Genomic DNA, 25,196 nt, shown 5'->3' with positions numbered 1-25,196 from the left:
GGCGCGGATCAGCCGGTCCGCGCCACCCCGTTCCCGTCAACCGGTGAAGAGCTGGGTGGCCTTGCGCGCGAGCTCGTACAGCCCGTAGCCGAACGGCAGGGCGACCCAGAGCCAGACGAACACCATGAGCGGCTTACGACTGCTGGTGGACACGGGGGCTCCCTTCCGGTGCCTCGTGGAAGCGTGCGTGGACCGGGCGGATGCACTCGTTGGCGACGAAGCCGACGACCAGCAGCCCGATCATGATCGTCAAGGAGGTCGTGTAGAGGCTGGGGCCGCTGTGGCCGGCCTTCTCCCCCGCGTCCGCGACCCTGTTGACGATCAGCGGTCCGAGCACGCCGGCCGTCGACCAGGCGGTCAGCAGGCGGCCGTGGATGGCTCCGACCTGGAAGGTGCCGAAGAGGTCCCGCAGGTAGGCGGGGGCGGTCGCGAAGCCGCCCCCGTAGAAGGACAGGATCACCAGCGCGCAGCAGATGAAGAGCGGCTTGGAGTCGTTGCCCAGCTGGGCGATCATCACGTACATGAGCGCGCCGACGCCGAGGTAGACCCGGTACATGTTCTTACGGCCGATCAGGTCCGAGGTGGAGGACCACAGGAGACGGCCGCCCATGTTGGCCAGGGAGAGCAGCGCGACGAAGCCCGCCGCGGCGGAGACGGACACCGGCGTGGAGGTGTCGGTGAAGAAGTCCTGGATCATGGGCACGGCCTTCTCGAGGATGCCGATGCCCGCCGTGACGTTCATGCACAGGACCACCCACAGGCACCAGAACTGCGGTGTGCGCAGGGCGTTGCGGGCGGAGACCTGGGCGTTGGTGACGAGCCTGCGGGTCTCCTGCTTCGGTTCCCAGCCGTCGGGCAGCCAGCCGTCCGGCGGCACGCGCACGAGGAGGACGCCGAGTGTCATGAAGGCGGCGTAGACGACACCGTGGACGAGGAATGCCGTCGCGATGCCGGAGCGGTCGGTACCGAAGCTCTCCAGCATCCCGGTCGACCAGGGCGAGGCGATCAGCGCGCCGCCGCCGAAGCCCATGATGGCGATGCCGGTAGCCATGCCGGGGCGGTCGGGGAACCACTTGATGAGGGTGGAGACGGGCGAGATGTAGCCGATGCCGAGGCCTATGCCGCCGATGAAGCCGTACCCGAGGACGACGAGCCAGAACTGCCCGGTGGCCGCGCCGAGCGAGGCGACGAGGAAGCCGGTGGAGAAGCAGACCAGGGAGACGGACATCGCCCAGCGGGGGCCGTTGCGTTCGACCAGGGTGCCGCCGAAGGCGGCCGAGAGGCCGAGCATGACGATGCCCAGCTGGAACGGGAGGGCGCTGGCGGTTCCGGAGAGGTCGAGGGCGGATTCGAGCGGGGGCTTGAACACGCTCCAGGCGTAGGCCTGTCCGATGGAGAGGTGCACGGCGAGCGCGGCGGGCGGTACGAGCCAACGGCTCCACCCCGGGGGCGCGACAGTTCGGGACCTGTCGAGGAAGTTCATGCACCCGCACTCTAGGCACCGGTCGGTGCCGTGACCAGATCATGAGCGGAAATCCGTCGACCGTATGCAATGCGGGTCCGCGCCCGAGGCACGGACCCGCCCGCGGCGACGGCCGCTCAGCAGACCGGTCAGGAGGAGAACAGCATCCGGCCGAAGCTCTTCTGACGGTGGTGGCCGTGGTGGCCGCCGTGGTGCGGAGCCCCCCAGGCGGGGGCCGGCGCGGACGGGTAGGCCTGCGGGGCCGGCGCGGACGGGTAGGCCTGGGGGGCCGGCGGGGCCTGCTGCGCCCACTGCGACTCAAGACGCGTCAGGGACTCCAGCTCGCCGTAGTCCAGGAATATCCCCCGGCAGCCGCTGCACTGCTCGATCTGGACGCCGTTGCGGTTGTACGTGTTCATCTGGGCGTGACACTTGGGGCACTGGATCATCGGGTCGGCTCCTCAGTCGTGACGACGTCACCGGTATCCGCGCCCGGCGACGATCGCTTCACCCTACGACGAGGATCCGGCCGCCAACTCGGGCGGGAGGGAGGCAATTCGGACACATGCATCGATCATCAACTGTTCCACCTCATCCGGACTACGCTCCTCCGCCGCGGACTTGGCCAGGGCGAGGGCGGCCGTCTGCACCGTGAGGGCCCGCGCGACGGCGTCCAGCTCGGGCCACGGGTCGCCTTCGGCACGCACCGCCGGTCCCCCGGCGGCCCGGTATGCCTCCAGGAAGCGCAGCCAGACCTCCGGGGCGAGCAGCCCGGCCGCGTACCAGGCCGCGGGCCGCGCGAGGTCCCAGGCGGGATCGCCCAGGCCGACGTCGTCGATGTCGATCAGCAGCCACCCGGCGGGCCGGCCCGGATCCCGGACGAGCTGGCCGAGGTGCAGGTCGCCGTGGCAGAGGAAGCCGTCCCGGTGCCCGGGTGCCGGGCCCTCGCCGCGGGCCCAGCCGGGCAGCCCGTGCCAGGCCGCGAGCACCGGGAGGGTCGTCGGGTCCTCCGGGCGGGCGGTGGTCATCCGGGCGACCGCGCGGGCCGCCTTGGCCGGCCCGCGCATCGGCGGGAGCGCGTGCGGCGGCGGGGTGCGGTGCAGCCCCGCCAGCAGGACGGCGACCTCCTCCCAGGGGGCCGCGTCGGGGTCGGCGGGGTCGACGGGTACGCCGTAGGGCCAGAGGCTGACGGCCCGGCCGTCGGCGCCGCCCGGCGGCGGGGCCGGGGACGGCAGCGGCGGAAGCAGGATGCCGGCCATGACCGGTGAGGCGGCCAGCTCCAGCCGGGCGGTGAGGGCGGGGAACTCAGAATCGGCGGCGTGGGCCTTGGCCACGACCTGCCCGCTGCGGACCACCGTGGCGTCGGGGCGGTCGGCGAGCAACTCCGGCGGGGGGCACGCGCACGCGGCGCCGGCGGCGTGGGCGCCGCCGTGCGCGAGGTCGCCCAGCAGGCGTACGACGGTGGTGGTGGTCATCTGCTCGGCTCCACAGCGGTGATCGGCCGGCGATGCGGCCGGTACCGGCGCCGATCGTACGCGGCCTCACGGGCCCGGACAGCGCGATGTCCGGCCAGCTCCCCAGCTGACCGGACAAACGCTGCCGCCCGCCGCACCCCCGTCCCCACGGGGCTGTTGGCCGGATGTCCCGGTCCGGACCGCTCTTCCGGACCCGGGGCGCCGCTCAGCGCCCCAGCATCACGCCCACGGACGACGCCTGTGTGACCACTGCGTCCCAGCCGCCGAAGACGACTACGAGCAGGGCCGCCAGGGGAAGGACCATGGCGGTCGCCACCAGCGGGTGACGGGTCCCGGACGGGCGTACGCCGAACGAGGTGTAAGCCCTGCGTCCCTGCGTGCGGATCATGGTCCGCGCAGCCGTGTCCGCCATGGTTCCTCTCCTGACCTGTTCCGGAGCGGCGGGCGTTGGCCTCGGGGGACGAGTTCGCCGCCCACCGCATGACTTAAACATTAGGGAGGCCGGGGCCGTCCGGCGTCATGCCCGCGTACCGAATGGCGGGCCTCCCGGAGGATGAGCCGACCGCTCCGCGTGTACTCCCCTGGGTGGAGACCGGAGGCAGGCCACCTAGGGAACGCCCCGGACCGGTCCGACGGCCGGCGGACCGGCGCCCCGGAGTGCGGCCGGGCCGGACCGGTGCGCGACAGGAGGGCTCGCGGACCGGGGCGGCCCGGCCGGTGGCGCTATGCCGCCCTGGGATCGTCCAGGTGCGAGCGCTCGGAGGCGTCCTCCCTGGGGACCGGCTGTTCGACCAGGGCGAGCACCCGGGTCGCCATGAAGCGGGCGGTACGGACAACTGATCCACTTCGGGTGACTTCACTCACTTCCACCACACCCCGACGGACCGCTGTCTCCACCCGGCGGCCTGCCCTGGAGGCCACCACTTCGTACGTCCTGGTCGTGTCACCCGCGTCCACGACTATTTCCACACGATCGCCCTTCATTGATCCAATCCCCCTTCTGCGACGGTCCTTTGAGATCTCGCACGGGCCACGGAGCGTGGATCTCCGGCTCCCTGACCACTGCTCAATTCTCTCACCGGGCACTGACAATCGTTCAGCGGGCGAGGGCGCGGCCTCTGAGCGCGCCGCGCCACGGGTACGTAAGCTGTGCCTCGTCAGGCGGACCAGGCAGCGGGGATGGGCAGACGATGGCGATGATGCGGCTCCGGCGCGAGGACCCGCGTGTCGTCGGCTCGTTCAGGCTGCACCGGCGGCTCGGGGCCGGCGGCATGGGTGTCGTCTACCTGGGCTCCGACCGCAGGGGCCAGCGGGTCGCGCTGAAGGTGATCCGGCCCGATCTGGCCGAGGACCAGGAGTTCCGCTCGCGCTTCGCGCGCGAGGTGTCGGCCGCACGGAGGATCCGCGGCGGCTGCACGGCCCGGCTGGTGGCCGCGGACCTGGAGGCGGACCGCCCGTGGTTCGCGACCCAGTACGTGCCCGGCCCCTCGCTCCACGACAAGGTCGCCGAGGAGGGTCCGCTCCCGGCCGCCGAGGTCGCCTCGATCGGCGCGGCCCTGTCGGAGGGCCTGGTGGCGGTGCACGAGGCGGGGGTCGTCCACCGCGACCTGAAGCCGTCGAACATCCTGCTCTCCCCCAAGGGCCCCCGGATCATCGACTTCGGCATCGCCTGGTCGACGGGCGCCAGCACACTGACCCATGTCGGAACGGCCGTCGGCTCGCCCGGCTTCCTGGCCCCCGAGCAGGTGCGCGGCGCGGCGGTGACGCCCGCCACGGACGTCTTCTCGCTGGGGGCGACCCTCGCGTACGCGGCGATGGCCGACTCGCCCTTCGGGCACGGCAGTTCCGAGGTGATGCTCTACCGCGTGGTCCACGAGGAGCCGCATCTGCTGGACGTGCACGACGCGCTCGCGCCGCTCGTGCGGGCCTGTCTCGCGAAGGACCCGGAGGAGCGGCCGAGCACGCTGCAGCTCTCCATGCGGCTCAAGGAGATCGCGGCACGCGAGGCTCAGGGGCTGCACGAGCGCCGGCCCCCCGCGCAGCGGAACGCGCAGGAGCTCGACCGGCCGACCGGCCGGCTGGAAGGCCCGTACACCGAGCAGTCCACCCGTCGTGCGACAGGCGGCGGACCCCTGCCGCGCTCCAGGGGCCGGCGTCCGGCGCCGTCGCGCTCGGGGCCTCCCCGCACGGACGGTTCGCATCCTCAGGGCACCCGGGGGTCCACCCGCTCAGGTCAGCATCCGCAGGGGCAGAAGGGCGCAGGACCGAGGTCCGGCACCCGGCCCGGGGTACGGACGACCTCGGCGGGGAAGACCGGGAAGCGGAGGCCGGCGAATCCCCGGCTGCTGCGTCAGCGCCTGGTCGTCTTCGTCGTGGTGACGCTGCTCGTGGCTCTGGGCATCGCGGCCGCTCAGGGCTGCCAGGGACCCGCCCGAGGGCTGGACGGCCCGCCGTCGCAGACGTACGACGCGGCCACCGCGCACGCGGAACTGTCGGACGGGTCCTGAGGAACCCGGTCCCTGCCACCCTGACCCGGTCGGCACGCGGTCGGGTCAGGCGGGCGTGACCCTGGTCGCGTAGAAGGCCACGGCGGAGGCCGCGGCGACGTTGAGCGAGTCGACCCCGGCGTCCATCGGGATGCGCACATGGACGTCGGCCGCGGCCAGTGCCTCGGGGGTGAGGCCGTCGCCCTCCGTGCCGAAGACCAGCGCCAGCCTCTCGTGCCGCCGCGCGCCGAGTTCGTCCAGGGTGATCGACCGGTCGCCGAGACAGAGCGCGGCCGTGGTGAAGCCCGCCTCGCGCAGCAGCCCCATGTCCTCGGGCCAGGAGGCCAGCCTGGTCCACGGGACGTGGAAGACGGACCCCATCGAGACCTTCACCGCCCGGCGGTAGAGCGGGTCGGCGCAGCGCGGGGTCAGCAGGACGGCGTCGACGCCGAGCGCGGCCGCGTTGCGGAAGGCGGCGCCGAGATTGGCGTGGTCGACGATGTCCTCGAAGACGGCGACCCTGCGTACCTCGGCCCGCGCCGGGGCCAGCAGCGTCGCTACGTCCGGCAGTGGCCTGCGGCCCATGGAGGCGAGGGCCCCGCGGTGCACGTGGTAGCCGGTGACGCGCTCCGCGAGCTCGGGCGAGACGGCGTACACCGGGGCCGAGGCCTCGTCGATCACGTCGCGCATGACGTCGATCCACTTGGCGGAGAGCAGCATGGAACGCATCTCGTAACCGGCGTTCGCCGCACGCCGGATGACCTTCTCGCCCTCGGCGATGAAGAGCCCCTCGGCGGGCTCCCGCCTGCGCCGGAGCGCGACGTCGGTCAGGCCGGTGTAGTCGCCCAGGCGCGGGTCGTCCGGGTCGTCGACGGTGATGAGTTCTGCCACGGGTGCTACTGCCTTGTCGGGTGGTGTGGGGGTAGGTCGGGAGGCCGGCGGGTCAGCCTTCGGGCCGCGCCGCCGGTTCCGTGCCGACGGCGACGACGTCGCCGATGACGATGACGGCGGGGGGCCGCACCTCTTCCGTGACGGCCCGCTCCCCGACGTTCGCGAGGGTGGCGTCGACCCGGCGCTGGGCGGCGGTGGTGCCCTCCTGGACCAGGGCGACGGGGGTGTCGGGGGACTTTCCGTGGGCGATGAGCGCGCGGGCGATGGCGCCGATCTTGTCGACGGCCATCAGGAGGACCAGGGTGCCGCGCAGCTGCGCGAGGGCCCGCCAGTCGACGAGGGAACGCGGGTCCTCCGGTGCCACATGACCGCTGACCACGGTGAACTCGTGCGCGACACCGCGGTGGGTGACGGGGATCCCGGCCGCACCGGGCACGGAGATCGAACTGGAGATACCGGGGACGACGGTGCAGGCGATCCCCTCGGCGGCGAGGGCCTGGGCCTCCTCCATGCCCCGGCCGAAGACGAACGGATCGCCGCCCTTGAGCCGGACCACGGACTTGCCGGCCTTCGCGTGGTCTATCAGCGCCCGGTTGATCGCCTCCTGGGCCATGAAGCGGCCGTAGGGGATCTTCGCGGCGTCGATCACCTCGACGTGCGGCGGGAGCTCGTCGAGCAGGTCACGGGGACCGAGCCGGTCCGCGATGACCACGTCCGCCTCGGCGAGGAGGCGGCGGCCCCGGACCGTGATCAGGTCGGGATCGCCGGGTCCGCCGCCGACCAGAGCGACGCCGGGGGCGCGGGTGCGGTGGTACGGGGCGGCCAGGGTCCCGTCGCGCAGGCCCTCGACGATCGCGTCCCGGACCGCGGCGGAGTGCCGGGGGTCCCGGCCTTCCGAGGTGGTGGTGAGGACGGCGACGGTGATGCCCTCGCTGCGGCCGGTGGCGGGCGTCCAGGCGGTGGCCGCCTCGGCGTCGTCGCTGCGGACGCACCAGGTGCGGGTGCGTTCGGCCTCGGCGGACGCGGCGTCGTTGGCGACCGCGTCGGACGACGCGACGAGGGCGTACCAGGTGTCGGCGAGGTCCCCGTCCTGGTACCTGCGGCGCTCCCAGCGGATCTCGCCCGTGTCGGCCATGGCCTCGACTGAGGGGGTCGCGGACGGGGAGACCAGGGTGATGTCGGCTCCGGCCGCGATCAGCGCGGGGAGCCGGCGTTGCGCGACCTGGCCGCCGCCGACGACGACGACGCGGCGCCCGTTGAGGCGCAGACCGACGGGGTAGGCAGGGTGATCGTCGTACTCGGCCATGCTCGTACGGGCTCCTCGTGCAGGGTGCGGTGTGCTGCGGGCCGCTGCGGCGGTGGAGCGGCTGTGACGTGGGCTGAGTGGGGCAGTGGCGCGTGGGACCACGATACGGGGTGGTGCCCGCGGTGGCCGGTGCGGTGCCGTGCGGTCCGGAGCACACCCGGCGGCGGACTTCCGGCCGGTGCCGGGCGCTCGCGGACCGGCCTCCGCCGGGCGGGCCCGCCCGGGCACCGTGAGGGGGCGCCCGGACGGGCCGGTCGGGCTCGTCCGGGCACGGGGGGTGCTACTTCTCGGTGACGCCCGCGGAGTCGAACGTCGCCACGTCGTGCATCGCGCGGGCCGCGCTCTGCACGATCGGGAGCGCGAGCAGCGCGCCGGTGCCCTCACCGAGGCGGAGGTCCAGGTCGACCAGCGGGCGCAACCCCAGCTTGTTGAGGGCCGCGACATGACCCGGTTCCGCGCTGCGGTGGCCGGCGATGCAGGCGGCGAGTGCCTCGGGGGCGATGGCGCGGGCGACCAGCGCGGCCGCACCGGCGCTCACGCCGTCCAGGATCACCGGCGTACGCAGTGAGGCACCGCCCAGCAGGAAGCCGGCCATAGCGGCGTGCTCCAGGCCGCCGACCGCGGCGAGGACGCCGATCGGGTCGGCGGGGTCGGGCTGGTGCAGCTCCAGGCCCCGGCGTACGACATCGACCTTGCGGGCGTGCATCTCGTCGTTGATCCCGGTGCCGCGACCGGTCACCTCCGACGGGTCCATGCCGGTGTAGACGCAGATCAGCGCGGCCGAGGCGGTGGTGTTGGCGATGCCCATCTCACCTGTGAGGAGGCCCTTGTTGCCGGCGGCGACCAGGTCGCGGGCGGTCTCGATGCCGACCTCGATCGCCGCGAGCACCTCCTCGCGGGACAGCGCGGGCCCCGTGGTGAAGTCGGCCGTACCGGGACGGACCTTCCTCGGCAGCAGACCCGGGGTCGCGGGGAGTTCGGACGCCACGCCGACGTCGACGACGCAGACCTCGGCACCGACCTGCGCGGCGAAGGCGTTGCAGACGGCGCCGCCGCCGAGGAAGTTGGCGACCATCTGGCCGGTCACCTCCTGCGGCCACGCCGTGACACCCTGGGCGTGCACCCCGTGGTCACCGGCGAAGATCGCGACGGCCGCGGGCTCGGGGACGGGCGGCGGGCACAGCCGGGAGAGACCGGACAGCTGGGCGGAGATGATCTCCAGCATGCCCAGCGCACCGGCGGGCTTCGTCATCCGCTTCTGCCGTTCCCACGCCTCGCCGAGGGCCTTGGCGTCGAGCGGGCGGATACCGGCGATGGTCTCCTGGAGCAGGTTGTGCGGCTCCTCGCCGGGCAGGGCGCGGCGGCCGTACGTCTCCTCGTGGACGACCCAGGACAGGGGACGGCGCTTGGCCCAGCCCGCCTGCATCAGCTCGGGCTCCTCCGGGAACTCGTCGACGTAACCGACGCAGAGGTAGGCGACGACCTCGAGGTGCTCGGGCAGGCCGAGCGCGCGGACCATCTCACGCTCGTCGAAGAAGCTGACCCAGCCGACGCCGAGGCCCTCGGCGCGGGCGGCGAGCCACAGGTTCTCCACGGCGAGCGCCGACGAGTACGGCGCCATCTGCGGCTGGGTGTGACGGCCGAGGGTGTGGCGGCCGCCACGGGTGGGGTCGGCCGTCACCACGATGTTCACGGGGGTGTCGAGGATGGCCTCGATCTTCAGTTCCTTGAACTGCTTGGCCCGGGCCTTGGGGAGCGACTTGGCGTACGCCTCCCGCTGGCGCTGCGCCAGCTCGTGCATGGAGCGCCGCGTCTCCGCGGAGCGGATGACGACGAAGTCCCAGGGCTGCGAGTGGCCGACGCTCGGCGCCGTGTGCGCGGCCTCCAGGACGCGCAGGAGGACCTCGTGCGGGATGGGGTCGCCGCGGAAGCCGTTGCGGATGTCGCGACGCTCACGCATCACACGCAGGACGGCCTCGCGCTCGGCGTCGTCGTAGCCGGGGGCGGGTGGGGACACCGGGGCCGCCTCGGCGGGCTCGGCCGCTCCGGTCGCCTCGGGTGCGTCGGCCGGTTCGGGTGCCACGGCCGGTTCGGGTGCGTCGGCCGGTTCGGGTGCCACGGCCGGTTCTGAAGCCGCGGGTGCTTCCGCCGTCACGGGCACTTCCGCGGGGTGGGCGGCCCCGGCCTCCCGTGCCTCGGCCCCGGGGGTCTCGATGACCTCGGGCCCGGTGCCGGGCTCCGGCTCGGCGGGGTCCTGGGACTCGGCCTGCGGCTCGGTCACGGGCTCGGCCACCGGTTCGGTCACGGGCTCGGCTTCCACGACGGCGTGGTGCTCGGGCGGGACCACCGGCTCCTGCTCGACCGTCGTGCCGGCCGTCTCCTCGACCGCGACCGGCACGGGCTCCGGGGCGACCGGCTCCGGGACCTCCACGGGGGGCTCGGGCTCCGGCTCGGGCACGGCGGCGACGGGCTGGGGCGCCTCAGGAACCGGGAGCGGTTCGGGCTCGGCGGCGGCCGGTGCCTCCACCGGGGGCTCGGGCTCCGGCTCCACCAGGGGGGCGGGCTCCTGTTCGGGCGCGGCTGTCTGCTCGGGATCGGCGGGGACGGCCTCCAGGGCGACGTCCGGCCGGACGTCGGCGAGCGCCGTGCCGGCGTACGCGGGCGTCGGCACGGCGCCGTCCACGGGCGTGGGCGGAGCGAACTGGGCCGGGGCGGCGGCCTCGGCGATCGGCTCGGCGGGGGTTTCGGCCGGCGGTGCCTCCAGGACCTCGGCGGGAGCCTCGACCAAGGCCGCCGCGGGAATCTCCTCGCCGGGCTCCGTCGGCGGTTCGGCAGGTGTCCCGGGCGCGACGGCCGGCACCGGCTGCTCGGGGGCGACCGTTTCTGCGGGCTCGGTCGGCACGGCCTCCGCGGGCACGGCCTCCACGGGGACGGCGGAGGGCGCGGTGACAGCGGACTCGGCCGTGACCACCGGCTCCGCCGCGGCCGGCGCGGTCACGGGCGGCTGCTCCTCGGCGTCGGCGATCGGGGCGGCCTGGGCCACGGGCTCCGCCGGCGCGGGCTCGGCGACGGCGGCGGGCTCAACCGCGACCGGCGGCTCCGCGGCGACCGGCTCAGCAGCCACAGCGGCCTCCTGCACGGGGGCCGCGACCTGCTCGGGTGCGGGTTCCGGCGCCGGGGCCGGCTCGGGCGCGCCCCACGCGGGAGCGCCCTGGGGCGGGATCTCCCCCAGCTGCGGACCGGGCAGCAGCGCGCCGTCGTCCGCCGGCACCTCGAAGTACTCGGGGCCCGTCGTCGGCGGTCCCGCGTGCCGTACGGGCATGGGGTTGCGCGGTGCGCCGGCCGGTCCGCGGTCCGCGAGCGAGCGGACCACGCCGGTGGGCGTGCGCCCGTAGCTGGGCGCTTCGGTGGACGCGGGGCCCCGGTGCAGCGGGCGCCGGGGCTGCGTGGCCGCCACCGGGACCTGCACGGGCGGGTGCGCCGGGACGCGCACGCCGTTCACCTCGGCGGATCCGGACGCGTGCGCGCCGTTCGCAGCGGCCTGGCCCTGCGCCGGGAACTGCTGCGCGGCACCGTGCTCGTACTGGCCCGTGTGCTCGTACTGGCCCGTGGCCGGCGCGTCGCTCCACGCGCCCTGCGCCGCGGGCATAAGGAGGAGGTCGTCGTCCTCGGGTGTCTGCCCGGAGGGTTCGAGGTAGGTGTAGGCGTCCGGTGCGGGGACGCCAGGCTGCTCCACCATGCCTGCGTCCTCCGGCAGTCCCTCGCCCGGGATCCGGCCGGTGTCAGTCATGCGTACCCCTCGCCCATCGTCAGTGCTCCTTCGCCCTACGCCCGGGATGTCCGAACCACAGCACGCCGGCGCTCGTCAACGAGAACGAGCGGGCTCGCCGCGCGGCACGGAACGCGCGCGGAGCCACATGTTCTCGCGGGCGGTCACCACCGCGACAGACAGTTCCGCCTCGGCTCGCTGTGGACTACGCCACGTTGCGCGTCCCCCGGTTGCGCTGTACCACATCGCGGACCAAAACGGTCCACCTTTCCGGACATTGACGAACGAACTGTCGAACGGCCGGGCGCGGTACAACAATCGGTCAGCCTACCTCGCGCGGGGCCGCAAACGTTCAGGGGGCGAGGTCGGAACGCACCGCGGAGAGAAGGAAGACGACGGAGCGTTCGCGCTCCGCCCAGTCGGATGTGTCCAGTTCGACGGACTGGAGCAGCGCGCACTCGACCGTGTAGCCGGTCTCCGCGAGGGCCCCGCACAGGGCCTCCGCCTCGTCCCGGTTCGAGGCATGGGTGACGATACGTTCCGGCCGTCGTTCGGCGACCGCTGTGGCGACGGGGACACCGCCGCCGCCTATCCGTACGACGTCGGGCTCGGGCAGGCGTTCCAAAACGTGCGGAGCCGAGCCGCGGACGACCTGGACGGCGACCTGGAAGGTACGGGCGGCGGCCGCCGTACGGGCGCAGGCGTCCGGGTCGCTGTCGACCGCGATCACGGCGGCGCCGAAGCGGGCCGCCTCCACGGCGAGGGCCCCGCCACCGGAGCCGATGTCCCAGACCAGGTCGCCGGTGCGCGGGCCGAGCCGGGCCAGCTGGGCGGCTCGCAGTCCGGGCGACTCGCCTTCGCCCCCCTCCCGCTCGCCGTAGGAGGCGTCGGGCAGCGCCCAGCCCCGGACCACCTCGGGCCGGCGGCCGGCGATCCAGACTCCGTCGGCGACGGCCTCGGGCCCGCTGCCCACGACGATCACGACGTTGGGGTCGCGCCAGGTGTGGTCGGCGGTCTTGTCCGAGGTGAGGACGGTGACCCGCTCGCGCGCGGAGCCCAGTTCCTCGCAGATCACGAAGGTGCGGTGCACTCCGTCGAGGAGCAGGGCGAGTTCGACCGGACCGGCGCCGGGGGACGTGAGAACGGCAACCTTGTGGTGGGCGCGGATGACGTTGACCGCGCGGCGCAGGGTGCGCGGGTGGGCTACGACGATCTGGGCGTCGTCCCAGGGCATCCCGGCGCGGGCGAAGGCGGCTGCCACCGAGGAGACGGCGGGGACGACCTCGACCTCGAGGCCGTGCTCCGGCTTGCGCAGCGCCCGTACGACGCCGAAGAAACCCGGGTCGCCGTCCGCGAGGACGACGGCGCTGCCGCGGTGGCCCGCGATCCTCCGGGCCGCCAGTTCGACACTGCCGAGGCGTATGCGCTCGGCGCCCTCGGGGACTTCGGCGAGCGCGAGGTGGTGGGCGGCGCCGGCGACCAGCGTGGCGGCCGAGAGCGCGGCCGTCGCCGCTCTGGTCAGTGGCGAGCCGTCGCAGCCGATCACCGTGACCCGGTCGGCCATCGTCGAGTCTCCTGGGGTCTCACAAGCGGGGGCTGTCCGCGGGATGCGTGCGGAGCAAGGGTGAGCGTATCCGGTCCGTACCAGCGCCCCTTCAGTGACTCCCCGGGCCCGGTACGGGGGTCAGTTCCAGTCCTGGTACGTGCCGTATCCGCCCGCTTCGGCCAGTTGTTCGGCGACGCCCTCCAGGTCCTCGGGCAGGAGTCCCCAGACGATGAGGTCGGTCCTGATGTCGGTCCAGCCGCCGTCCTCGGTCGCGGTCCGGGCTATACGGGCGTTGCGCAGGACGCCCTCGCTGATGCAGCCCAGCTTCTGGGCGACCTCCTGGGAGGCGGTGTTCCCGGCGGGGGTGCGCAACTCGATGCGTTCGAAGCCCTGGTCGCGGAAGAGCCACTCGGCGAGCGCCAGCACGGACTCGGTGGCGTACCCCTCGCCGCGTGCCCAGGGAGCCGTGATGTAGCGGACCTCGGTGGCCAGGGTGCGGCGGTCGGTGTTGAGGAGCCGGACGGAGCCGACCAGGCGCTGGGTGAGGAACTCGGTGACGGCGAAGACGATGCCGTGGCCCTGGGACCGCTCGGCGGGGGCGATCCTGCGCACCCACCTTTCGGCGTCGACCTGGGTGTAGGGATACGGCGCCTCGGTCCAGGCGGTGACCAGTTCGTCGTTCATCATCTCGATGTACGCCGGCACGTCCGCCATGTCGAAGGGGCGCAGCACCAACCTGTCCGTGCTGATGGAGATGGACGGGAAGGTGGTAGTCATGCGCAGCTCCATGCCGAAGACCGTGTGAAGACACAGCATGCAGCATCGGACCGATGGCGCGCATGGCCGGGTCCGCGCGGCGGAGCCCCGCACACCGTGTGGAGGTGTGCGGGGCTCACGGTGCAAATGGCGCCCTGGGGTCAGGACTTGGCGGGCGCGCCGAAGGCGGGGATGATCGATCCCTTGTAGGTGTCCTCGATGAACTTCTTGACCTCGTCGGAGTTCAGGAGCTTCGCGAGCTTCTGGACCCGGGGGTCGTCCTCGTTGCCGTCCTTGACCGCCAGGAAGTTGGCGTACGGGTTGCCGTCGGCCTTCTCCAGCACCAGGGAGTCCTGGCCCGGCTTCAGGCCTGCCTCGATGGCGTAGTTGCCGTTGATGACGGCGGCGTCGACGTCGTCCAGGGCGCGGGGCACGGTCGCGGCCTCGATCTCCTTGAACTCCAGGCCCTTCTTGTCCGTGATGTCGCTGAGCTTGGCGTTGGTGCCGACGCCGTCCTTGACGGTGATCAGCCCGTTCTCGGCGAGCAGCTGGAGCGCACGGCCCTCGTTGGTGGTGTCGTTCGGGACGGCGACCGTCTGGCCGGGCTTGATGTCCTTGACGTCCTTGAGCTTCTTGGCGTAGAGGCCGAGGGGCTCGAGGTGGACGTTCACCACCGGGACGATGTGGGTCTTGTTCTTCTTGTTGAAGTCGTCCAGGTAGGGCTTGTGCTGGAAGAAGTTGGCGTCGACCTGGCCGTTCTCGGTGGCGGTGTTCGGCAGGACGTAGTCCGTGAACTCCTTGACCTCCAGCTTGAGGCCGGCCTTGTCCGCCAGGTTCTTCTTGACGTAGTCGAGGATGTCGGCGTGCGGCGTCGGGGACGCCGCGACGACGAGGGCCTTGGAGGTGTCCGCCTTGGCGCCGGTCCCGCCCTTGGCGGCCGGGTCGGAGTCCGTGCCGCAGGCGCTCAGGCCGAGGGCGAGGGCGGCGGTGGCTGCGGCGGCAGCGGTGATCTTGATGCTCTTACGCACGAAGAGTGCCTCTTTCCGGTGGTGATGGTGGTGCGCCCGGACAAGGAGTTCGGGGCTTCATGGGGAGGTGAGGATCAGGTGGTGGTGCGTCCCCGGCGGGCCAGCAGGCGTACGGCTCCGTCCCCGACGAGCTGGACCACGGTCACGATGACGATCAGCAGCGCGACGGTGATGAGCATGAACTGGTTGTCGAAGCGCTGGAATCCGTAGGTGACGGCCTTGGAGCCGAGTCCTTCGCCGCCGACCGCTCCGGCCATCGCGGAGTAGCCGATGAGCACGATGACGGTCGTGGTGACGCCCGAGACGAGCGAGGGCAGTGCCTGCGGCAGCAGGACCTTGCGGACGATCGTCGGGATGGATCCGCCCATGGACTGCGCGGCCTCGACGAGCCCGTGGTCGACCTCGCGTACGGACGTCTCGACGAGCCGCGCGAAGAAGGGGATGGCGCCGACGGCGAGCGGCACGATCATCGCGGACGGGCCGATGAAGGTGCCGACGACCCAGGTGGTGAAGGGGATCAGGGCGATCAGCAGGATGATGAAGGGGAGCGAGCGGCCGATGTTCACGACCACGCCGATGACCTTGTTCACCACCGTGTTCTGCAGCAGTCCGCCCTTGTCCGTGAGGACGAGCAGGATGCCGAGCGGCAGTCCGCCGACGACGGTGACGAGCGTGGACCAGAGCACCATGTAGAGCGTGTCGATGGTTCCCTGCGAGAGCAGCGGCTGCATTTCGGACCAGGTCACTTCGCCACCTCCTTGGTGATCGCGGCGGGGGTCTGGGCGGGGATCCCGGTGGTGTCGGCGGCGGCGCCGTCGACGACCTCGGCCTGGAGGCCCTGCTCGCGCAGGAAGCCGATCGGTACGACGTTCTCCTCGAAGCGGCCGGGCAGCTCGATGCGCATGCGGCCGATCTGCTTGCCGGCGACGGTGTCCATCGCGGCGCCCAGGATCGAGATGTCGATGTTGTAGGTCCGGGACAGCTGGGAGATGACCGGTCGGGCCGCGGCCTCGCCGTGGAAGGTGACGTCGACGACGGTGCGGTCGGGGCCGGTGGCGGTGCCTCCGACGGGGAAGAGCTCGTGGGCCAGTTCGGAACCGGGGGTGGCGAGCAGGTCGCCGACCGTGCCCGACTCGACGACGCGGCCCTTCTTCATCAGCGCGGCGGAGTCGCAGACCGTCTTGACCACGTCCATCTCGTGCGTGATGAGCAGGACGGTGAGGCCGAGCTCCTGGTTGAGGTCGCGCAGGAGCTGCAGGATGGAGCGGGTCGTCTCGGGGTCGAGCGCGGAGGTCGCCTCGTCGGAGAGGAGCACCTTCGGGTCGCCGGCCAGGGCGCGGGCGATGCCGACGCGCTGTTTCTGGCCGCCGGAGAGCTGGCCGGGGTAGGCCTTGGCCTTGTCGGAGAGGCCGACGAGGTCGAGCAGTTCCAGCGCCTTGCGGGTGCGTTCCTGTCCCGAGACGCCGAGGATCTCCAGGGGGAGCTCGACGTTGTCCCGGACGGTGCGTGAGTCCAGCAGGTTGAAGTGCTGGAAGACCATGCCTATCCGGCTGCGGGCCCGGCGGAGTTCCCTGCCCGCGCGCCGGCCGCGGCCGGCCAGGGCGGTGAGGTCCTGGCCCGCGACCGTCACGGTGCCCGAGGTGGGGCGTTCCAGGAGGTTGACGCAGCGGATGAGCGAGGACTTGCCGGCGCCGCTCTGTCCGATGACGCCGTAGACCTCGCCTTCGCGGACGTGCAGGTCCACGCCGTCCAGGGCGGTGACCTCGCGGCCGCGTGACTGGTAGACCTTCGTGAGGCCCGAAGTGGTGATCACAGGGTTTCCGTCACTGTCGAGTGCGCGGCGCGGTGTCCGCCGGGCACGGGGCATACGTCTGGTGGGACTGCTCTCGGTGGTCGACCGGTGGGAGTCCCGGCATGTGCCGTCCTCGGCGGGCGCGGGACATGCCCGGGCCGGCTCGGTCCGCCGGTCGCGGACGGCACGGGCCCGGTCTCGCTTCGGGGCGCGAGGCTCAGGCGGGGGCCCTCAGAAGGCGCGCATTCGACACATACAACGAGCACCGGGCGTCGTGATCGCCTCGGTCGCAGGGCTGCGGTAGCTCGTCGTGGTCATGTCCCAAGTAAAACAGACGTAACTTTCGGCCCGGCCACCGTGTCCGTATAGCGGACGGCCGTGGACGGGTGCGCCGCTCGCGCCGGTCGCCCGTGTGCACCCCTGTGACCTGCGTGAACGCGGAGCGGGCGGCGCGGCCTCGGTCGGGCCTGGAACGATCATGCCGTCCGAGCGCTGTGGCAAAGGCCACGGTGCGCGGACACGGGCCGTCCACCCGGGCCCGCACGCGGCCCCTCCCCGGGTCCGTAATACCCTCGACCCCATGCTCGTCGCCCTGACGGTCGCGGTCGCCGTGACCGCGCTCGCCCTCGCCGCCTGGTGCGGATACGCCGCCTACCGGGACCAGCCCACGAAGGACTGGCACTTCATCGGCATGGCCCTCGTCTCCGTGCTGGCACTGGCACAGCTGGTCGTGGGGGTCGTGCAGCTCGCGCGGGGTGAGCGGCCCGACCAGGGCATGACGATCTTCATCGCCTATCTGATCGGCGCCTTCGCCGCCGTGCCCGCGGCGGCCTTCCTGTCGCTGACGGAGCGGACCCGGTGGGGTTCGGTGACGGTGGCAGCGGGTGCGATCGTGCTCGCCGTCCTCGAAGTGCGGCTCTACGACATCTGGGGAAACTGACCATGAGCGACACCGGCCGTACAGAGGCTCCCGGCTCCCCCGGCCTTCGGCAGAAGCAGCGGTTCGAGCTCGGTACCGGCCCGGGGCGGGTGCTGGTCTGGTTCTACGGGGTGTTCACGGTGGCCGCCGCGTCCCGCTCGATCGTCGAGATGGTCCTGGACTTCGGGAGGGCACCGCTCGCGTACACCCTGTCGGCCGTCGCCGCGGTCGTATACGGCTTCATCACGTACTCGCTGGTGCGGGGCGGCGAGAAGGCGCGCAGGGCGGCGCTGATGTGCTGCGCCGCCGAGCTCGCGGGGGTGCTGATCGTGGGTACCTGGACGCTGGTGGAGCCGTCCGCCTTCCCCGACAGCACGGTGTGGTCGGAGTTCGGCATGGGCTACCTCTTCATCCCGGTGATCCTTCCGGTCACCGGGATGCTCTGGCTGCGCCGCGCGCGGAACGCCTGACACCGGCCGTCACGACGGCGGTTCAGGCACTGGCCACGAAGGCGGGGGCGTCGGTGTCCGGCCGGTCCTTCTCCAGCAGGACCAGCCGGACACCGTCGCCCCCGGTGGTGCCGCCCACCCTGGCGTAGCCCGCCTTGCGGTAGAGCCGCAGGTTGCCCTCGCTGCGCTCCCCCGTGTGCAGGCGGAAGCGCGTGGCGGAACGTCCGTGCGCCAGACCCGATTCGGCGGCGGTCAGGAGCCTGGTCCCGAGGCCGTGGTTGCGGAGCCTGGGGTGGACGCAGAGCTTGCCGATCCGGCCCACGCCCTCCTCGTCGGTGAAGCCCCGTACGGAGCCGACGACTTCCTCCCCGAGCCGGGCCACGTACACGAGGTCGGTGGCGACCTCGTCACGCACGGAGTCCAGGGTCTGGATCAGTGGGTCGATCCGGTAGTTGCCGTAGAGCTCCGCCTCGCTCTGGAAACAGAGGTACTGGAGTCTGAAGATCTGTTCGACGTCCTGTGCCGCCGCCGCCGAGATGGTCACGCTCATGCCCATGTGCGCATGCCTCCCGCTCACCTGCATCCGCCGGTTGTCTACCGCTCCATTCCCCGCAGTTCAGGAGCTACAACCTCCGCCGCGAGCATTCTGCGCAGACATCCGAGGCATCGGGAACGCATCGGGCCCAAACTGCCCTGTGACATACCCAACTCCCCTGCGATCTCCCGGTAGGTCGGATCGTGGGGAGCGAGCATCGCCTCGAGTAACCGACGGCATCGTCCGGGGAGCCGGCCCACCGCGCCACGCAGCGCCCGGCGTTCCTCCGCCCTCACCGTGATCCGTTCGGGGCAGCCGGCCCAGTCCCCCGGGGATCCGCCCGCCGGATACGCGCGCTCCCAGCGGGCCCTGCGGCGGGCGGTACGGACTTCCGCCCGTACGGCGGCGCGGACCCGGCGGGCGGGATCGGCCGGCGCCTCCGGCCCGGCCCGGCGCTCCAGCAGCCGCAGCCACACCGCCTGTTCCAGGTCGGCGGCCTCGACACCGGCGGCGTGGGCCTCGGCTGTCGCCTCGGCGCGGACGAGGGCGTGCAGGGCGTGGAAGAGGGCCCGCCCGGCGTCGCCGGGAGCCACGGCCGGTGACCGTGACGGTGATTGGACCGGAGCCCCTGCCTGCTCGCGCCCGTGCCCACCGACGTACAGAACATGATCAAGAAATGTCATGCCCCGTCAACGCTCCCCGCGCGCGGGCGGTTGCCGCACACGGGGAGCTCCACCCGACCGTGGCATCCCGGCCAGACGGCTGACGGGCCGTACCGGTGGCGGAGGTGGGGCTCAGTCCTCGCCGAAGTCGGCCGCCGCGAGCAGGGCCGTGTCCGGGTTGTCGGAGAACACCCCGTCGATACCGGTCCCGAAGTACGTCCGGAAGGCTCCGAAGGCATCGCCGTACGCGTTCGGATCGGTGCCGCGCCGGAAGTCCGCGGGGAGGAAGGTGTTCTCGTTGCGCATGGTGTACGGGTGCAAGATCAGCCCCCGGGCGTGCGCGTCCGCGACCAGGGTGGTCGGTGAGGTGAGCCGGCCTGAGGCGTCCTTGGGGATGACCAGGTCGAGCGTGGGGCCGATGCCCTGGGCGAAGGACGCGATCCACTTCAGTCCTGCGGGCTCGACCAGATCCGCCACCGTGCGGGGGTCCCCGGCCTCCACGAAGTCCCAGGGCCTCTCCTTGGGGCCCGCCAGCAGGACGACGCGCGGAACGGCGACGAGTTCGGCCAGCCGCTGGATCGAGCTCGGCTCGAAGGACTGCAGGATCAGCGGGGAGTCCGCGCGGTGCCGGCCGTACCTGCGCAGCAGCCGGGCGACCTTCTCCTCGAGTCCGAGCCCGAGCCCCCTGAAATACGAGGGGTGCTTGGTCTCGACGTACAGCCAGACGGGCCTGCCGCGCCTGCGGCCCTCCTTGTCGGCCCAGCGCAGGACCTCCTCGAAGGTGGGGATCTCCCAGCGGCCGTCGTACAGGGTGTTCTCCTGGCGGTTGCCGGGGATGCGCTCCTTGGCACGGAGCGTCTTCAGCTCCGCGAGGGTGAAGTCCTCGGTGAACCAGCCGGTGAGTGTGACGCCGTCGACCTGCTTGGTGGTCCTGCGGCTCGCGAACCCGGGATGGTCGGCGACGTCCGTCGTGGCGGTGATGTCGTTCTCGTGGCGGCAGACGAGGTGGCCGTCGCTGGTCGGCACGAGGTCCTGCTCGACGATGTGGGCGCCGAGGTCGAGGGCCAGCTGGTAGGAGCCGAGCGTGTGCTCGGGACGGTAGCCGCTGGCACCCCGGTGACCGATGACGGTGGGTACGGGGAGCCCGCGGAGTGGGCGGTGACCCGCGCCCTTCGCGTCCGCCGCGCCACGCCCGGCCGCGTTCGCCGTTCCGGAGATCCCGAGGGCCGCCGGGCCGAGGACGGCCGCTCCCAGGAGAGTCCTACGGCCGGGGCCCGTCCACGCGCGCTCTGTCATGAATGCTCCTCGCATGTGATGTCCGGCACCTTCGGGGAAGGCTTGATCGTAGGCGGCTACGCCATCGGCGGGGCGGCCCGTGGACGAACATGGCGGAAACACACGTCAACACTGCGTATCCGCTCCGTGAACCCGATGTGCGCGGAGAGCGAACCCGCGAGTATCGTCCTCACCTGCACAGACCCTCACGAATTCCCGCCCCGGCCGCCCGGCCACGTCACCGGAGGAAGCGTTGTCCCGACTCACGGTCATCAAGGCAGTGCTCGGACCCATCCTGCGCCTTCTCTTCCGGCCACAGGTGGAGGGTGTCGAGAACATCCCCGGGACCGGGCCGGTGATCCTCGCGGGCAACCACCTGACGTTCATCGACTCGATGATCATGCCGATCTGCTGCGACCGGCCGGTGTTCTACATCGGCAAGGACGAGTACGTCACCGGCAAGGGCCTCAAGGGCAGGCTGATGGCCTGGTTCTTCACTGGCTGCGGCATGATCCCCGTGGACCGTGACGGCGGGCGCGGCGGTGTCGCCGCACTCATGACGGGCCGCCGGGTGCTGGACGAGGGCAACGCCTTCGCCATCTACCCCGAGGGCACCCGCTCCCCCGACGGCCGGCTCTACCGCGGCCGTACGGGCATCGCGCGGCTGACGCTCATGACGGGTGCCCCGGTCGTCCCGTTCGCGATGATCGGCACCGACAAGCTGCAGCCGGGCGGCTCGGGTCTGCCCCGCCCGGGCAAGGTCACGGTCCGCTTCGGTGAGCCGATGGAGTTCTCGCGCTACGAGGGCATGGACCGCGACCGCTACGTGCTGCGAGCGGTGACCGACTCAGTGATGGCCGAGGTGATGCGCCTGTCGGGCCAGGAGTACGTCGACATGTACGCCACCAAGGCGAAGGCCGCCTGAGCCGAACGAGTGCATTCGGGCGGCCCGGCGCGAACGCGCCGGGCCGCTCACTCGTCCGCGACGATGCCCTCTTCCAGCTTCTCGCTCCGCAGCAGGAACCACGCGGCCACCGCGGTCGCGAGCAGTACGACGGCGCCGACCGCCGCGGACACCCGCAATCCGTTGACGAAGGCCTCCTGCGCCGCGACGACGAGCGCGTCGCCCTGCTGGGCGGGCAGGCGTCCGGCCGTCTCCACCGCGCCGCCCAGTGATTCGTGGGCGGCGGCAGCGGCACGGTCCGGGATGCCCTCGGGGGTGCCGAAGCCCTGGTAGACGCCCGTGACGATGGATCCGAGCAGCGCGATGCCGAGGGCGGCCCCGAGCTCGTACGCCGTCTCGGACACGGCGGACGCCGAGCCCGCCTGTTCCTTCGGAACACTGGAGAGGATCACGTCGGAGGTCACGGTGAACGCGAAGCCCGCGCCGACGCCCACCACCAGGAGCAGGGCGCCGATCAGCGGATAACCCGTCTCCTTGTGGATCACGGTGACCACGGCGAGCGACACGCCGATGGCCCCCAGCCCGCCGGCGACCACGGAGCGCACGGTGTAGCGGCGCGCGACCGTGCCGGCCATGAGCCCGGCGGTCACCGCGCCGACCGCCGCGGGCAGTTCGGCGAGGCCTGCCTCGAGCGGGCCCCGCCCCTGGACGAGCTGCAGGAACTGGGACAGGAAGAAGACGATCCCGGACAGGCCGAGGATGGTCAGCAGGTCGGCGAGTACCGCTCCCGAGAAGCCCCGGTGGTGGAAGAGCCGCATGTCCAGCAGCGGGACGGGCAGTCTCAGCTGTCGGCGCACGAACCAGACGAGCGCACCCGCGCCGGCGACGGCCACCGCGGCGACCTGCCAGCTGAGTCCGTGCGAGGCCACGTCCTTGATGGCGTACACGATGCCGATCATTCCGACCAGGGACAGCCCCACGCTGGGCAGGTCCCAGGGGCCCGCCGCCGGGTTCTTGGACTCGGGGATCATCCTGCTGCCGACGGCGACGAGGACCGCCATCACCGGCAGGTTGATCAGGAAGACCGACCCCCACCAGAAGTGCTCCAGCAGCAGGCCGCCCACGACCGGCCCGACGGCGGCGCCGGCGGAGGCCATCGCCCCCCAGATGCCGATGGCGAGGCTGCGTTCGCGCGGGTCGTGGAAGAGGTTCCGGATGAGGGCCAGGGTGGACGGCATCAGGGTGGCGCCCGCGACACCGAGCAGCGCCCGGGCCAGGATCATCATCTCGGGGCTGGAGGCGTACGCGTTGAGCACGGACACCGCGCCGAAGGCGGTGGCCCCCGTCAGCAGCAGCTTCTTGCGGCCGATGCGGTCACCGAGGCTGCCCATGGAGACGAGGAGACCCGCGATGACGAAGGAGTAGATGTCACCGATCCAGAGCAGCTGGGTGCCGGTCGGTTCGAGGTCCTCGCTGAGGAACGGGGTCGCGAGGCCGAGGACGGTGGCGTCGACCGCGACGAGGAGCACCGCGAGGACGAGGACGGCGAGGGCGACCCACCGTCCCGGGTGGTGCACGTCGCCGGTGGTTCCCGCCCGCTGGTCGGTGCTGCTCATTTCTCCACGCTCCGGCGTGCTCCACCCAGGAGCAACTCGACAATCATGTACGGGAAGTCCTGCGCGGCGACCCGGCCGGTCTGGACGGACCACGCGCAGCTGCCGATCAGGCCGTACAGCGCCTCGGTCAGCCAGGCGGGGGTGAGGTCGATCCGGAGTTCGCCGCGCTCCTGGCCGCGCCGGAAGAAGGCCGAGACGCGGGCGTCGAGACGGTTCCATCCCTCGTTGACGTCGTCGCCCTCGAAGAGCTGGTTCTCGGTCACGAGGAAGGACAGCAGTCCCGCGCTGGGCTCGACGGCCGCGATCAGTCGACGGAGTCCGTCCTCGGCGGTTCCCTCGTCGAGCTCGGCGGCGTCCAGCGCGGCCTCGAACTCCTGGATCCCGAGGTCCTCCAGCGCTCCGACCAGGGCGTCCCGGCCGGCGAAGTGGCGGTGGAGCGTGGCACGCCCGATTCCCGCCGCCCTGGCGACCTCGTCCATGGTCGCGGTGGATCTGCGGGTCAGCAGTGCCGCGGCGCTCCGCAGTACCTGCTGGCGATCAAGAGTCATGAGACGACACTAGCCCATGTGAGACACCAGTGTCCCATTCGGCCGTACGCCAACCCCTGCCGACGCCCTGAGCGGCAGGGGGTACCGGGGCACCCGGATGCCGGGCCCATCCCGCAGCAACCGGTGAGAATTCACGGCCGCCGGGCGGCCGAAGGGGCACCATGGCGCGATGAAGCCGCTGCTGCTGATCGACATCGACGGTCCGCTCAACCCGTTCGCGGCGCTCGCGCACCGTCCGGTCCCGGAGGGCTACGCACTCCACCGGATGCGGCCGACGGGGTGGAAGACGGGGGCGCCCCTGCCGGTCCTCCTCAGCGCGGAGCACGGGGAGGAGCTGCTGACCCTCTCGGCCCGGTACGAACTCGTCTGGGCGACCACCTGGAAGGACGAGGCCAACGAGTGGGTCGGTCCGCGCCTCGGGCTGCCACCGCTGCCGTACATCGACTGGCCCTCGATGCACGGCACCCCGGCGGACGGGACGTACTGGAAGACGCGCCACGTCGTCCACCACGCCGACGGAAGGCCGTTCGCCTGGGTCGACGACGAGATCTCCGGCATCGACAGGGACTGGGTGGCGGCGCATCACCCCGGGCACGCCCTGCTGCTGCGGGTCGACCCCGGGGTGGGCCTGTCGCGGACGGACTTCGACGCACTCGCGGAGTGGGAGGGGTGAGCCCGGCCGGGCGGGGTGCGCCTACGCCGCGCGGGATCACGGTCGGGCCTCTCCCGGGCCGGTCGGCGTACGCGGAGCGCTCCCGGCCGCGGGCATCACGGCCGGGAGCCCGGGTTCAGCTCCAGGGCAGTGAGGCCCGGTGGCGCCAGTAGGCATCCGGCTCCTCGACCAGGGCGGACAGCCGGTCGAGCCGTTCCGGGTCGAGGTCGAGCAGCGGCGCGTGCAGATTGCCGGCGAGCTGGGCGACCGTGACCGCGCCGGACAGGACGACGCCGGCCCACGGCTGGTGGAGCACGATCGCCAGGGCGACGGCGTCCGCGTCCAGTCCGGCCTCGGCGCCGATCTCCCGGACGACGGCGGGTGCTTCGGTACCGGCGAGCCGCCCGTTGGCCATGGCCTCCTTGACGATGACCGTGAGCCCGGCGTCGTGCGCGTCGGCGAGCGCCGGCGCCGCTGAGGTCTCCAGGGCGTTGTACGTCGCCTGGACCGTCCGGAAGAGGGGTTCGCCGTCCACCGTCACGGCGAGCGCGGACCTGATGGCGTCGGCCTGGGCGGGGCCGCTCGTGGAGAAGCCGACCGTGGTTCCGCCGGCGGCCAGTTCGGCGAGGCGCGCGTGCAGGTCCTTGTCGCTCAGTGCCGGGCTGTCGGCCGTCACCGAGTGGATCTGGTAGAGGTCGAGCCGGTCGCCGAGGATTCCCGCACTCTCGCCGTACTGCCGTTCGAAGGTGGCGAGGCCGTGGTCCTTCACCTCGTGGGCCTCGGCCTCCACGCGCCAGTCGGCGGTGTAGGTGTAGCCCCACTTGCTGCCGACGACCAGGTCCGCCGCGTCGGGGCGGGCGGTGAGCCACTCGGCGAGGAACTCCTCGGCCCGGCCGTAGGAGCGGGCCGTGTCGATGTACCGGACGCCCTGGGCGTAGGCCGCGTCCAGGAGTTCGTGGGTACGGGCGCGCAGCACCTCGACGCCGCGGTCGGCGGGAAGGTCCCGGTCGCGCCGCAGGTTGATGTAGCCGGGCCTGCCGACTGCGGCCAGGCCGAGCCCGATGTGGGAGGTCGGGGTGGTCGCTCGGTTCAGGCGGGCGAAGGGCATCGCGGGCTCCTCTGGGT

The 25,196-nt window shown here is 72.4% G+C and carries 24 protein-coding genes; 5 read left to right on the top strand and 19 right to left on the bottom strand.

Annotated elements, in window-relative coordinates; genetic code table 11:
* Positions 1–133: 133 nt before the first annotated feature.
* The 5 genes from AB0I83_RS15755 to AB0I83_RS15735 all read right to left on the bottom strand — a co-directional run bounded on the left by AB0I83_RS15755 (position 134) and on the right by AB0I83_RS15735 (position 3,921).
* Positions 134–1,483 carry an OFA family MFS transporter gene (locus AB0I83_RS15755; RefSeq protein WP_363304946.1) on the bottom strand — a complete coding sequence of 450 codons (1,350 nt, stop codon included), beginning with the start codon at positions 1,481–1,483 and terminating at the stop codon, positions 134–136.
* A 128-nt stretch (positions 1,484–1,611) separates the two neighbouring features.
* Positions 1,612–1,911 carry a zf-TFIIB domain-containing protein gene (locus tag AB0I83_RS15750; protein ID WP_356535361.1) on the bottom strand — a complete coding sequence of 100 codons (300 nt, stop codon included), beginning with the start codon at positions 1,909–1,911 and terminating at the stop codon, positions 1,612–1,614.
* A gap of 63 nt (positions 1,912–1,974) precedes the next feature.
* Positions 1,975–2,937: an aminoglycoside phosphotransferase family protein gene (locus tag AB0I83_RS15745; protein ID WP_363304945.1), complete on the bottom strand. Its 963-nt coding sequence runs from the start codon at positions 2,935–2,937 to the stop codon at positions 1,975–1,977.
* Positions 2,938–3,142: 205 nt separating this feature from the next.
* On the bottom strand, positions 3,143–3,349 hold the full coding sequence (locus tag AB0I83_RS15740; protein WP_356535359.1) for a hypothetical protein: 207 nt from the start codon (positions 3,347–3,349) through the stop codon (positions 3,143–3,145).
* Between the two features lie 311 nt (positions 3,350–3,660).
* Positions 3,661–3,921: a hypothetical protein gene (locus tag AB0I83_RS15735; RefSeq protein WP_356535358.1), complete on the bottom strand. Its 261-nt coding sequence runs from the start codon at positions 3,919–3,921 to the stop codon at positions 3,661–3,663.
* Between the two features lie 206 nt (positions 3,922–4,127).
* On the opposite strand from AB0I83_RS15735, the gene AB0I83_RS15730 reads away from it, so the two are divergent.
* Complete coding sequence (locus AB0I83_RS15730) at positions 4,128–5,444, top strand: serine/threonine-protein kinase (protein WP_363304944.1); 1,317 nt, start codon at positions 4,128–4,130, stop codon at positions 5,442–5,444.
* A gap of 45 nt (positions 5,445–5,489) precedes the next feature.
* Here the strand turns inward: AB0I83_RS15730 and AB0I83_RS15725 are convergent, their stop codons facing one another.
* From AB0I83_RS15725 to AB0I83_RS15690, 8 genes are all read right to left on the bottom strand, one after another.
* Positions 5,490–6,314, bottom strand: coding sequence for an RNA methyltransferase (locus AB0I83_RS15725; protein ID WP_363304943.1), 825 nt, complete (start codon positions 6,312–6,314; stop codon positions 5,490–5,492).
* Between the two features lie 52 nt (positions 6,315–6,366).
* Positions 6,367–7,620 (bottom strand): uroporphyrinogen-III C-methyltransferase, encoded by a 1,254-nt coding sequence (gene cobA / locus AB0I83_RS15720; protein ID WP_356843202.1) that lies wholly within the window; start codon positions 7,618–7,620, stop codon positions 6,367–6,369.
* 280 nt (positions 7,621–7,900) lie between these two features.
* Positions 7,901–11,410, bottom strand: a complete 3,510-nt coding sequence (gene cobT, locus AB0I83_RS15715) for a nicotinate-nucleotide--dimethylbenzimidazole phosphoribosyltransferase (RefSeq protein WP_363304942.1) — start codon at positions 11,408–11,410, stop codon at positions 7,901–7,903.
* 331 nt (positions 11,411–11,741) lie between these two features.
* Positions 11,742–12,953, bottom strand: a complete 1,212-nt coding sequence (gene cbiE / locus AB0I83_RS15710) for a precorrin-6y C5,15-methyltransferase (decarboxylating) subunit CbiE (protein WP_356535353.1) — start codon at positions 12,951–12,953, stop codon at positions 11,742–11,744.
* A gap of 120 nt (positions 12,954–13,073) precedes the next feature.
* Entirely contained in the window at positions 13,074–13,751 is a 678-nt protein-coding gene (locus AB0I83_RS15705; RefSeq protein ID WP_356535352.1) for a GNAT family N-acetyltransferase, read from the bottom strand.
* A 101-nt stretch (positions 13,752–13,852) separates the two neighbouring features.
* Complete coding sequence (locus AB0I83_RS15700; protein ID WP_363304941.1) at positions 13,853–14,719, bottom strand: MetQ/NlpA family ABC transporter substrate-binding protein; 867 nt, start codon at positions 14,717–14,719, stop codon at positions 13,853–13,855.
* Positions 14,720–14,793: 74 nt separating this feature from the next.
* A complete protein-coding gene (locus tag AB0I83_RS15695; protein ID WP_363304940.1) occupies positions 14,794–15,465 on the bottom strand; it encodes a methionine ABC transporter permease in 672 nt (223 codons plus the stop codon).
* Positions 15,462–16,532, bottom strand: a complete 1,071-nt coding sequence (locus AB0I83_RS15690) for an ATP-binding cassette domain-containing protein (RefSeq protein ID WP_356535349.1) — start codon at positions 16,530–16,532, stop codon at positions 15,462–15,464. The genes AB0I83_RS15695 and AB0I83_RS15690 overlap by 4 nt, the downstream gene beginning before the upstream one ends.
* A 559-nt stretch (positions 16,533–17,091) precedes the next feature.
* On the opposite strand from AB0I83_RS15690, the gene AB0I83_RS15685 reads away from it, so the two are divergent.
* Together AB0I83_RS15685 and AB0I83_RS15680 are read left to right on the top strand one after the other, a co-directional pair.
* Positions 17,092–17,451 (top strand): hypothetical protein, encoded by a 360-nt coding sequence (locus AB0I83_RS15685; RefSeq protein WP_356535348.1) that lies wholly within the window; start codon positions 17,092–17,094, stop codon positions 17,449–17,451.
* Positions 17,452–17,453: 2 nt separating this feature from the next.
* Entirely contained in the window at positions 17,454–17,900 is a 447-nt protein-coding gene (locus tag AB0I83_RS15680; RefSeq protein WP_363304939.1) for a hypothetical protein, read from the top strand.
* A 22-nt stretch (positions 17,901–17,922) separates the two neighbouring features.
* Here the strand turns inward: AB0I83_RS15680 and AB0I83_RS15675 are convergent, their stop codons facing one another.
* The 3 genes from AB0I83_RS15675 to AB0I83_RS15665 form a co-directional block, all read right to left on the bottom strand.
* Positions 17,923–18,435: a GNAT family N-acetyltransferase gene (locus AB0I83_RS15675; RefSeq protein WP_356535346.1), complete on the bottom strand. Its 513-nt coding sequence runs from the start codon at positions 18,433–18,435 to the stop codon at positions 17,923–17,925.
* Positions 18,436–18,473: 38 nt separating this feature from the next.
* Positions 18,474–19,007, bottom strand: a complete 534-nt coding sequence (locus AB0I83_RS15670) for a sigma-70 family RNA polymerase sigma factor (RefSeq protein ID WP_363304938.1) — start codon at positions 19,005–19,007, stop codon at positions 18,474–18,476.
* Between the two features lie 201 nt (positions 19,008–19,208).
* On the bottom strand, positions 19,209–20,372 hold the full coding sequence (locus AB0I83_RS15665) for a glycerophosphodiester phosphodiesterase (RefSeq protein ID WP_363304937.1): 1,164 nt from the start codon (positions 20,370–20,372) through the stop codon (positions 19,209–19,211).
* 232 nt (positions 20,373–20,604) lie between these two features.
* Between AB0I83_RS15665 and AB0I83_RS15660 the strand changes: the two genes are divergently transcribed.
* A complete protein-coding gene (locus AB0I83_RS15660; protein ID WP_356535343.1) occupies positions 20,605–21,276 on the top strand; it encodes a lysophospholipid acyltransferase family protein in 672 nt (223 codons plus the stop codon).
* A 47-nt stretch (positions 21,277–21,323) separates the two neighbouring features.
* Here AB0I83_RS15660 and AB0I83_RS15655 read toward each other — a convergent pair whose 3' ends face one another.
* The gene (locus AB0I83_RS15655; protein WP_363304936.1) at positions 21,324–22,871 is read right to left on the bottom strand and encodes an MFS transporter; all 1,548 of its coding nucleotides are present in this window, start codon (positions 22,869–22,871) and stop codon (positions 21,324–21,326) included.
* Positions 22,868–23,419, bottom strand: coding sequence for a TetR/AcrR family transcriptional regulator (locus AB0I83_RS15650; protein WP_363304935.1), 552 nt, complete (start codon positions 23,417–23,419; stop codon positions 22,868–22,870). Before AB0I83_RS15650 ends, AB0I83_RS15655 begins: the two co-directional genes overlap by 4 nt.
* Before the next feature lie 169 nt (positions 23,420–23,588).
* Between AB0I83_RS15650 and AB0I83_RS15645 the strand changes: the two genes are divergently transcribed.
* Positions 23,589–24,092 (top strand): HAD domain-containing protein, encoded by a 504-nt coding sequence (locus AB0I83_RS15645; RefSeq protein WP_363304934.1) that lies wholly within the window; start codon positions 23,589–23,591, stop codon positions 24,090–24,092.
* A gap of 115 nt (positions 24,093–24,207) precedes the next feature.
* Here the strand turns inward: AB0I83_RS15645 and AB0I83_RS15640 are convergent, their stop codons facing one another.
* Complete coding sequence (locus AB0I83_RS15640; protein ID WP_363304933.1) at positions 24,208–25,179, bottom strand: aldo/keto reductase; 972 nt, start codon at positions 25,177–25,179, stop codon at positions 24,208–24,210.
* Positions 25,180–25,196: the final 17 nt, after the last annotated feature.

Source organism: Streptomyces sp. NPDC049970, from assembly GCF_040660235.1.
Classification (GTDB): domain Bacteria; phylum Actinomycetota; class Actinomycetes; order Streptomycetales; family Streptomycetaceae; genus Streptomyces.
Note: the sequence above shows the minus strand (reverse complement) of the source record. Positions and strands in the feature narration are given on the sequence as shown.

Bases quoted from the DNA above. Each gene is read 5' to 3' on its own strand.
- cobA (WP_356843202.1), bottom strand. From the start codon at position 7,620: ATGGCCGAGTACGACGATCACCCTGCCTACCCCGTCGGTCTGCGCCTC.
- AB0I83_RS15655 (WP_363304936.1), bottom strand. From the start codon at position 22,871: ATGAGCAGCACCGACCAGCGGGCGGGAACCACCGGCGACGTGCACCAC.
- AB0I83_RS15645 (WP_363304934.1), top strand. From the start codon at position 23,589: ATGAAGCCGCTGCTGCTGATCGACATCGACGGTCCGCTCAACCCGTTC.
- AB0I83_RS15680 (WP_363304939.1), top strand. From the start codon at position 17,454: ATGAGCGACACCGGCCGTACAGAGGCTCCCGGCTCCCCCGGCCTTCGG.
- AB0I83_RS15665 (WP_363304937.1), bottom strand. From the start codon at position 20,372: ATGACAGAGCGCGCGTGGACGGGCCCCGGCCGTAGGACTCTCCTGGGA.
- AB0I83_RS15740 (WP_356535359.1), bottom strand. From the start codon at position 3,349: ATGGCGGACACGGCTGCGCGGACCATGATCCGCACGCAGGGACGCAGG.
- AB0I83_RS15685 (WP_356535348.1), top strand. From the start codon at position 17,092: ATGCTCGTCGCCCTGACGGTCGCGGTCGCCGTGACCGCGCTCGCCCTC.
- AB0I83_RS15735 (WP_356535358.1), bottom strand. From the start codon at position 3,921: ATGAAGGGCGATCGTGTGGAAATAGTCGTGGACGCGGGTGACACGACC.
- AB0I83_RS15730 (WP_363304944.1), top strand. From the start codon at position 4,128: ATGGCGATGATGCGGCTCCGGCGCGAGGACCCGCGTGTCGTCGGCTCG.
- cbiE (WP_356535353.1), bottom strand. From the start codon at position 12,953: ATGGCCGACCGGGTCACGGTGATCGGCTGCGACGGCTCGCCACTGACC.
- AB0I83_RS15650 (WP_363304935.1), bottom strand. From the start codon at position 23,419: ATGACTCTTGATCGCCAGCAGGTACTGCGGAGCGCCGCGGCACTGCTG.
- AB0I83_RS15705 (WP_356535352.1), bottom strand. From the start codon at position 13,751: ATGCTGTGTCTTCACACGGTCTTCGGCATGGAGCTGCGCATGACTACC.
- cobT (WP_363304942.1), bottom strand. From the start codon at position 11,410: ATGACTGACACCGGCCGGATCCCGGGCGAGGGACTGCCGGAGGACGCA.
- AB0I83_RS15675 (WP_356535346.1), bottom strand. From the start codon at position 18,435: ATGGGCATGAGCGTGACCATCTCGGCGGCGGCGGCACAGGACGTCGAA.
- AB0I83_RS15750 (WP_356535361.1), bottom strand. From the start codon at position 1,911: ATGATCCAGTGCCCCAAGTGTCACGCCCAGATGAACACGTACAACCGC.
- AB0I83_RS15755 (WP_363304946.1), bottom strand. From the start codon at position 1,483: ATGAACTTCCTCGACAGGTCCCGAACTGTCGCGCCCCCGGGGTGGAGC.
- AB0I83_RS15745 (WP_363304945.1), bottom strand. From the start codon at position 2,937: ATGACCACCACCACCGTCGTACGCCTGCTGGGCGACCTCGCGCACGGC.
- AB0I83_RS15640 (WP_363304933.1), bottom strand. From the start codon at position 25,179: ATGCCCTTCGCCCGCCTGAACCGAGCGACCACCCCGACCTCCCACATC.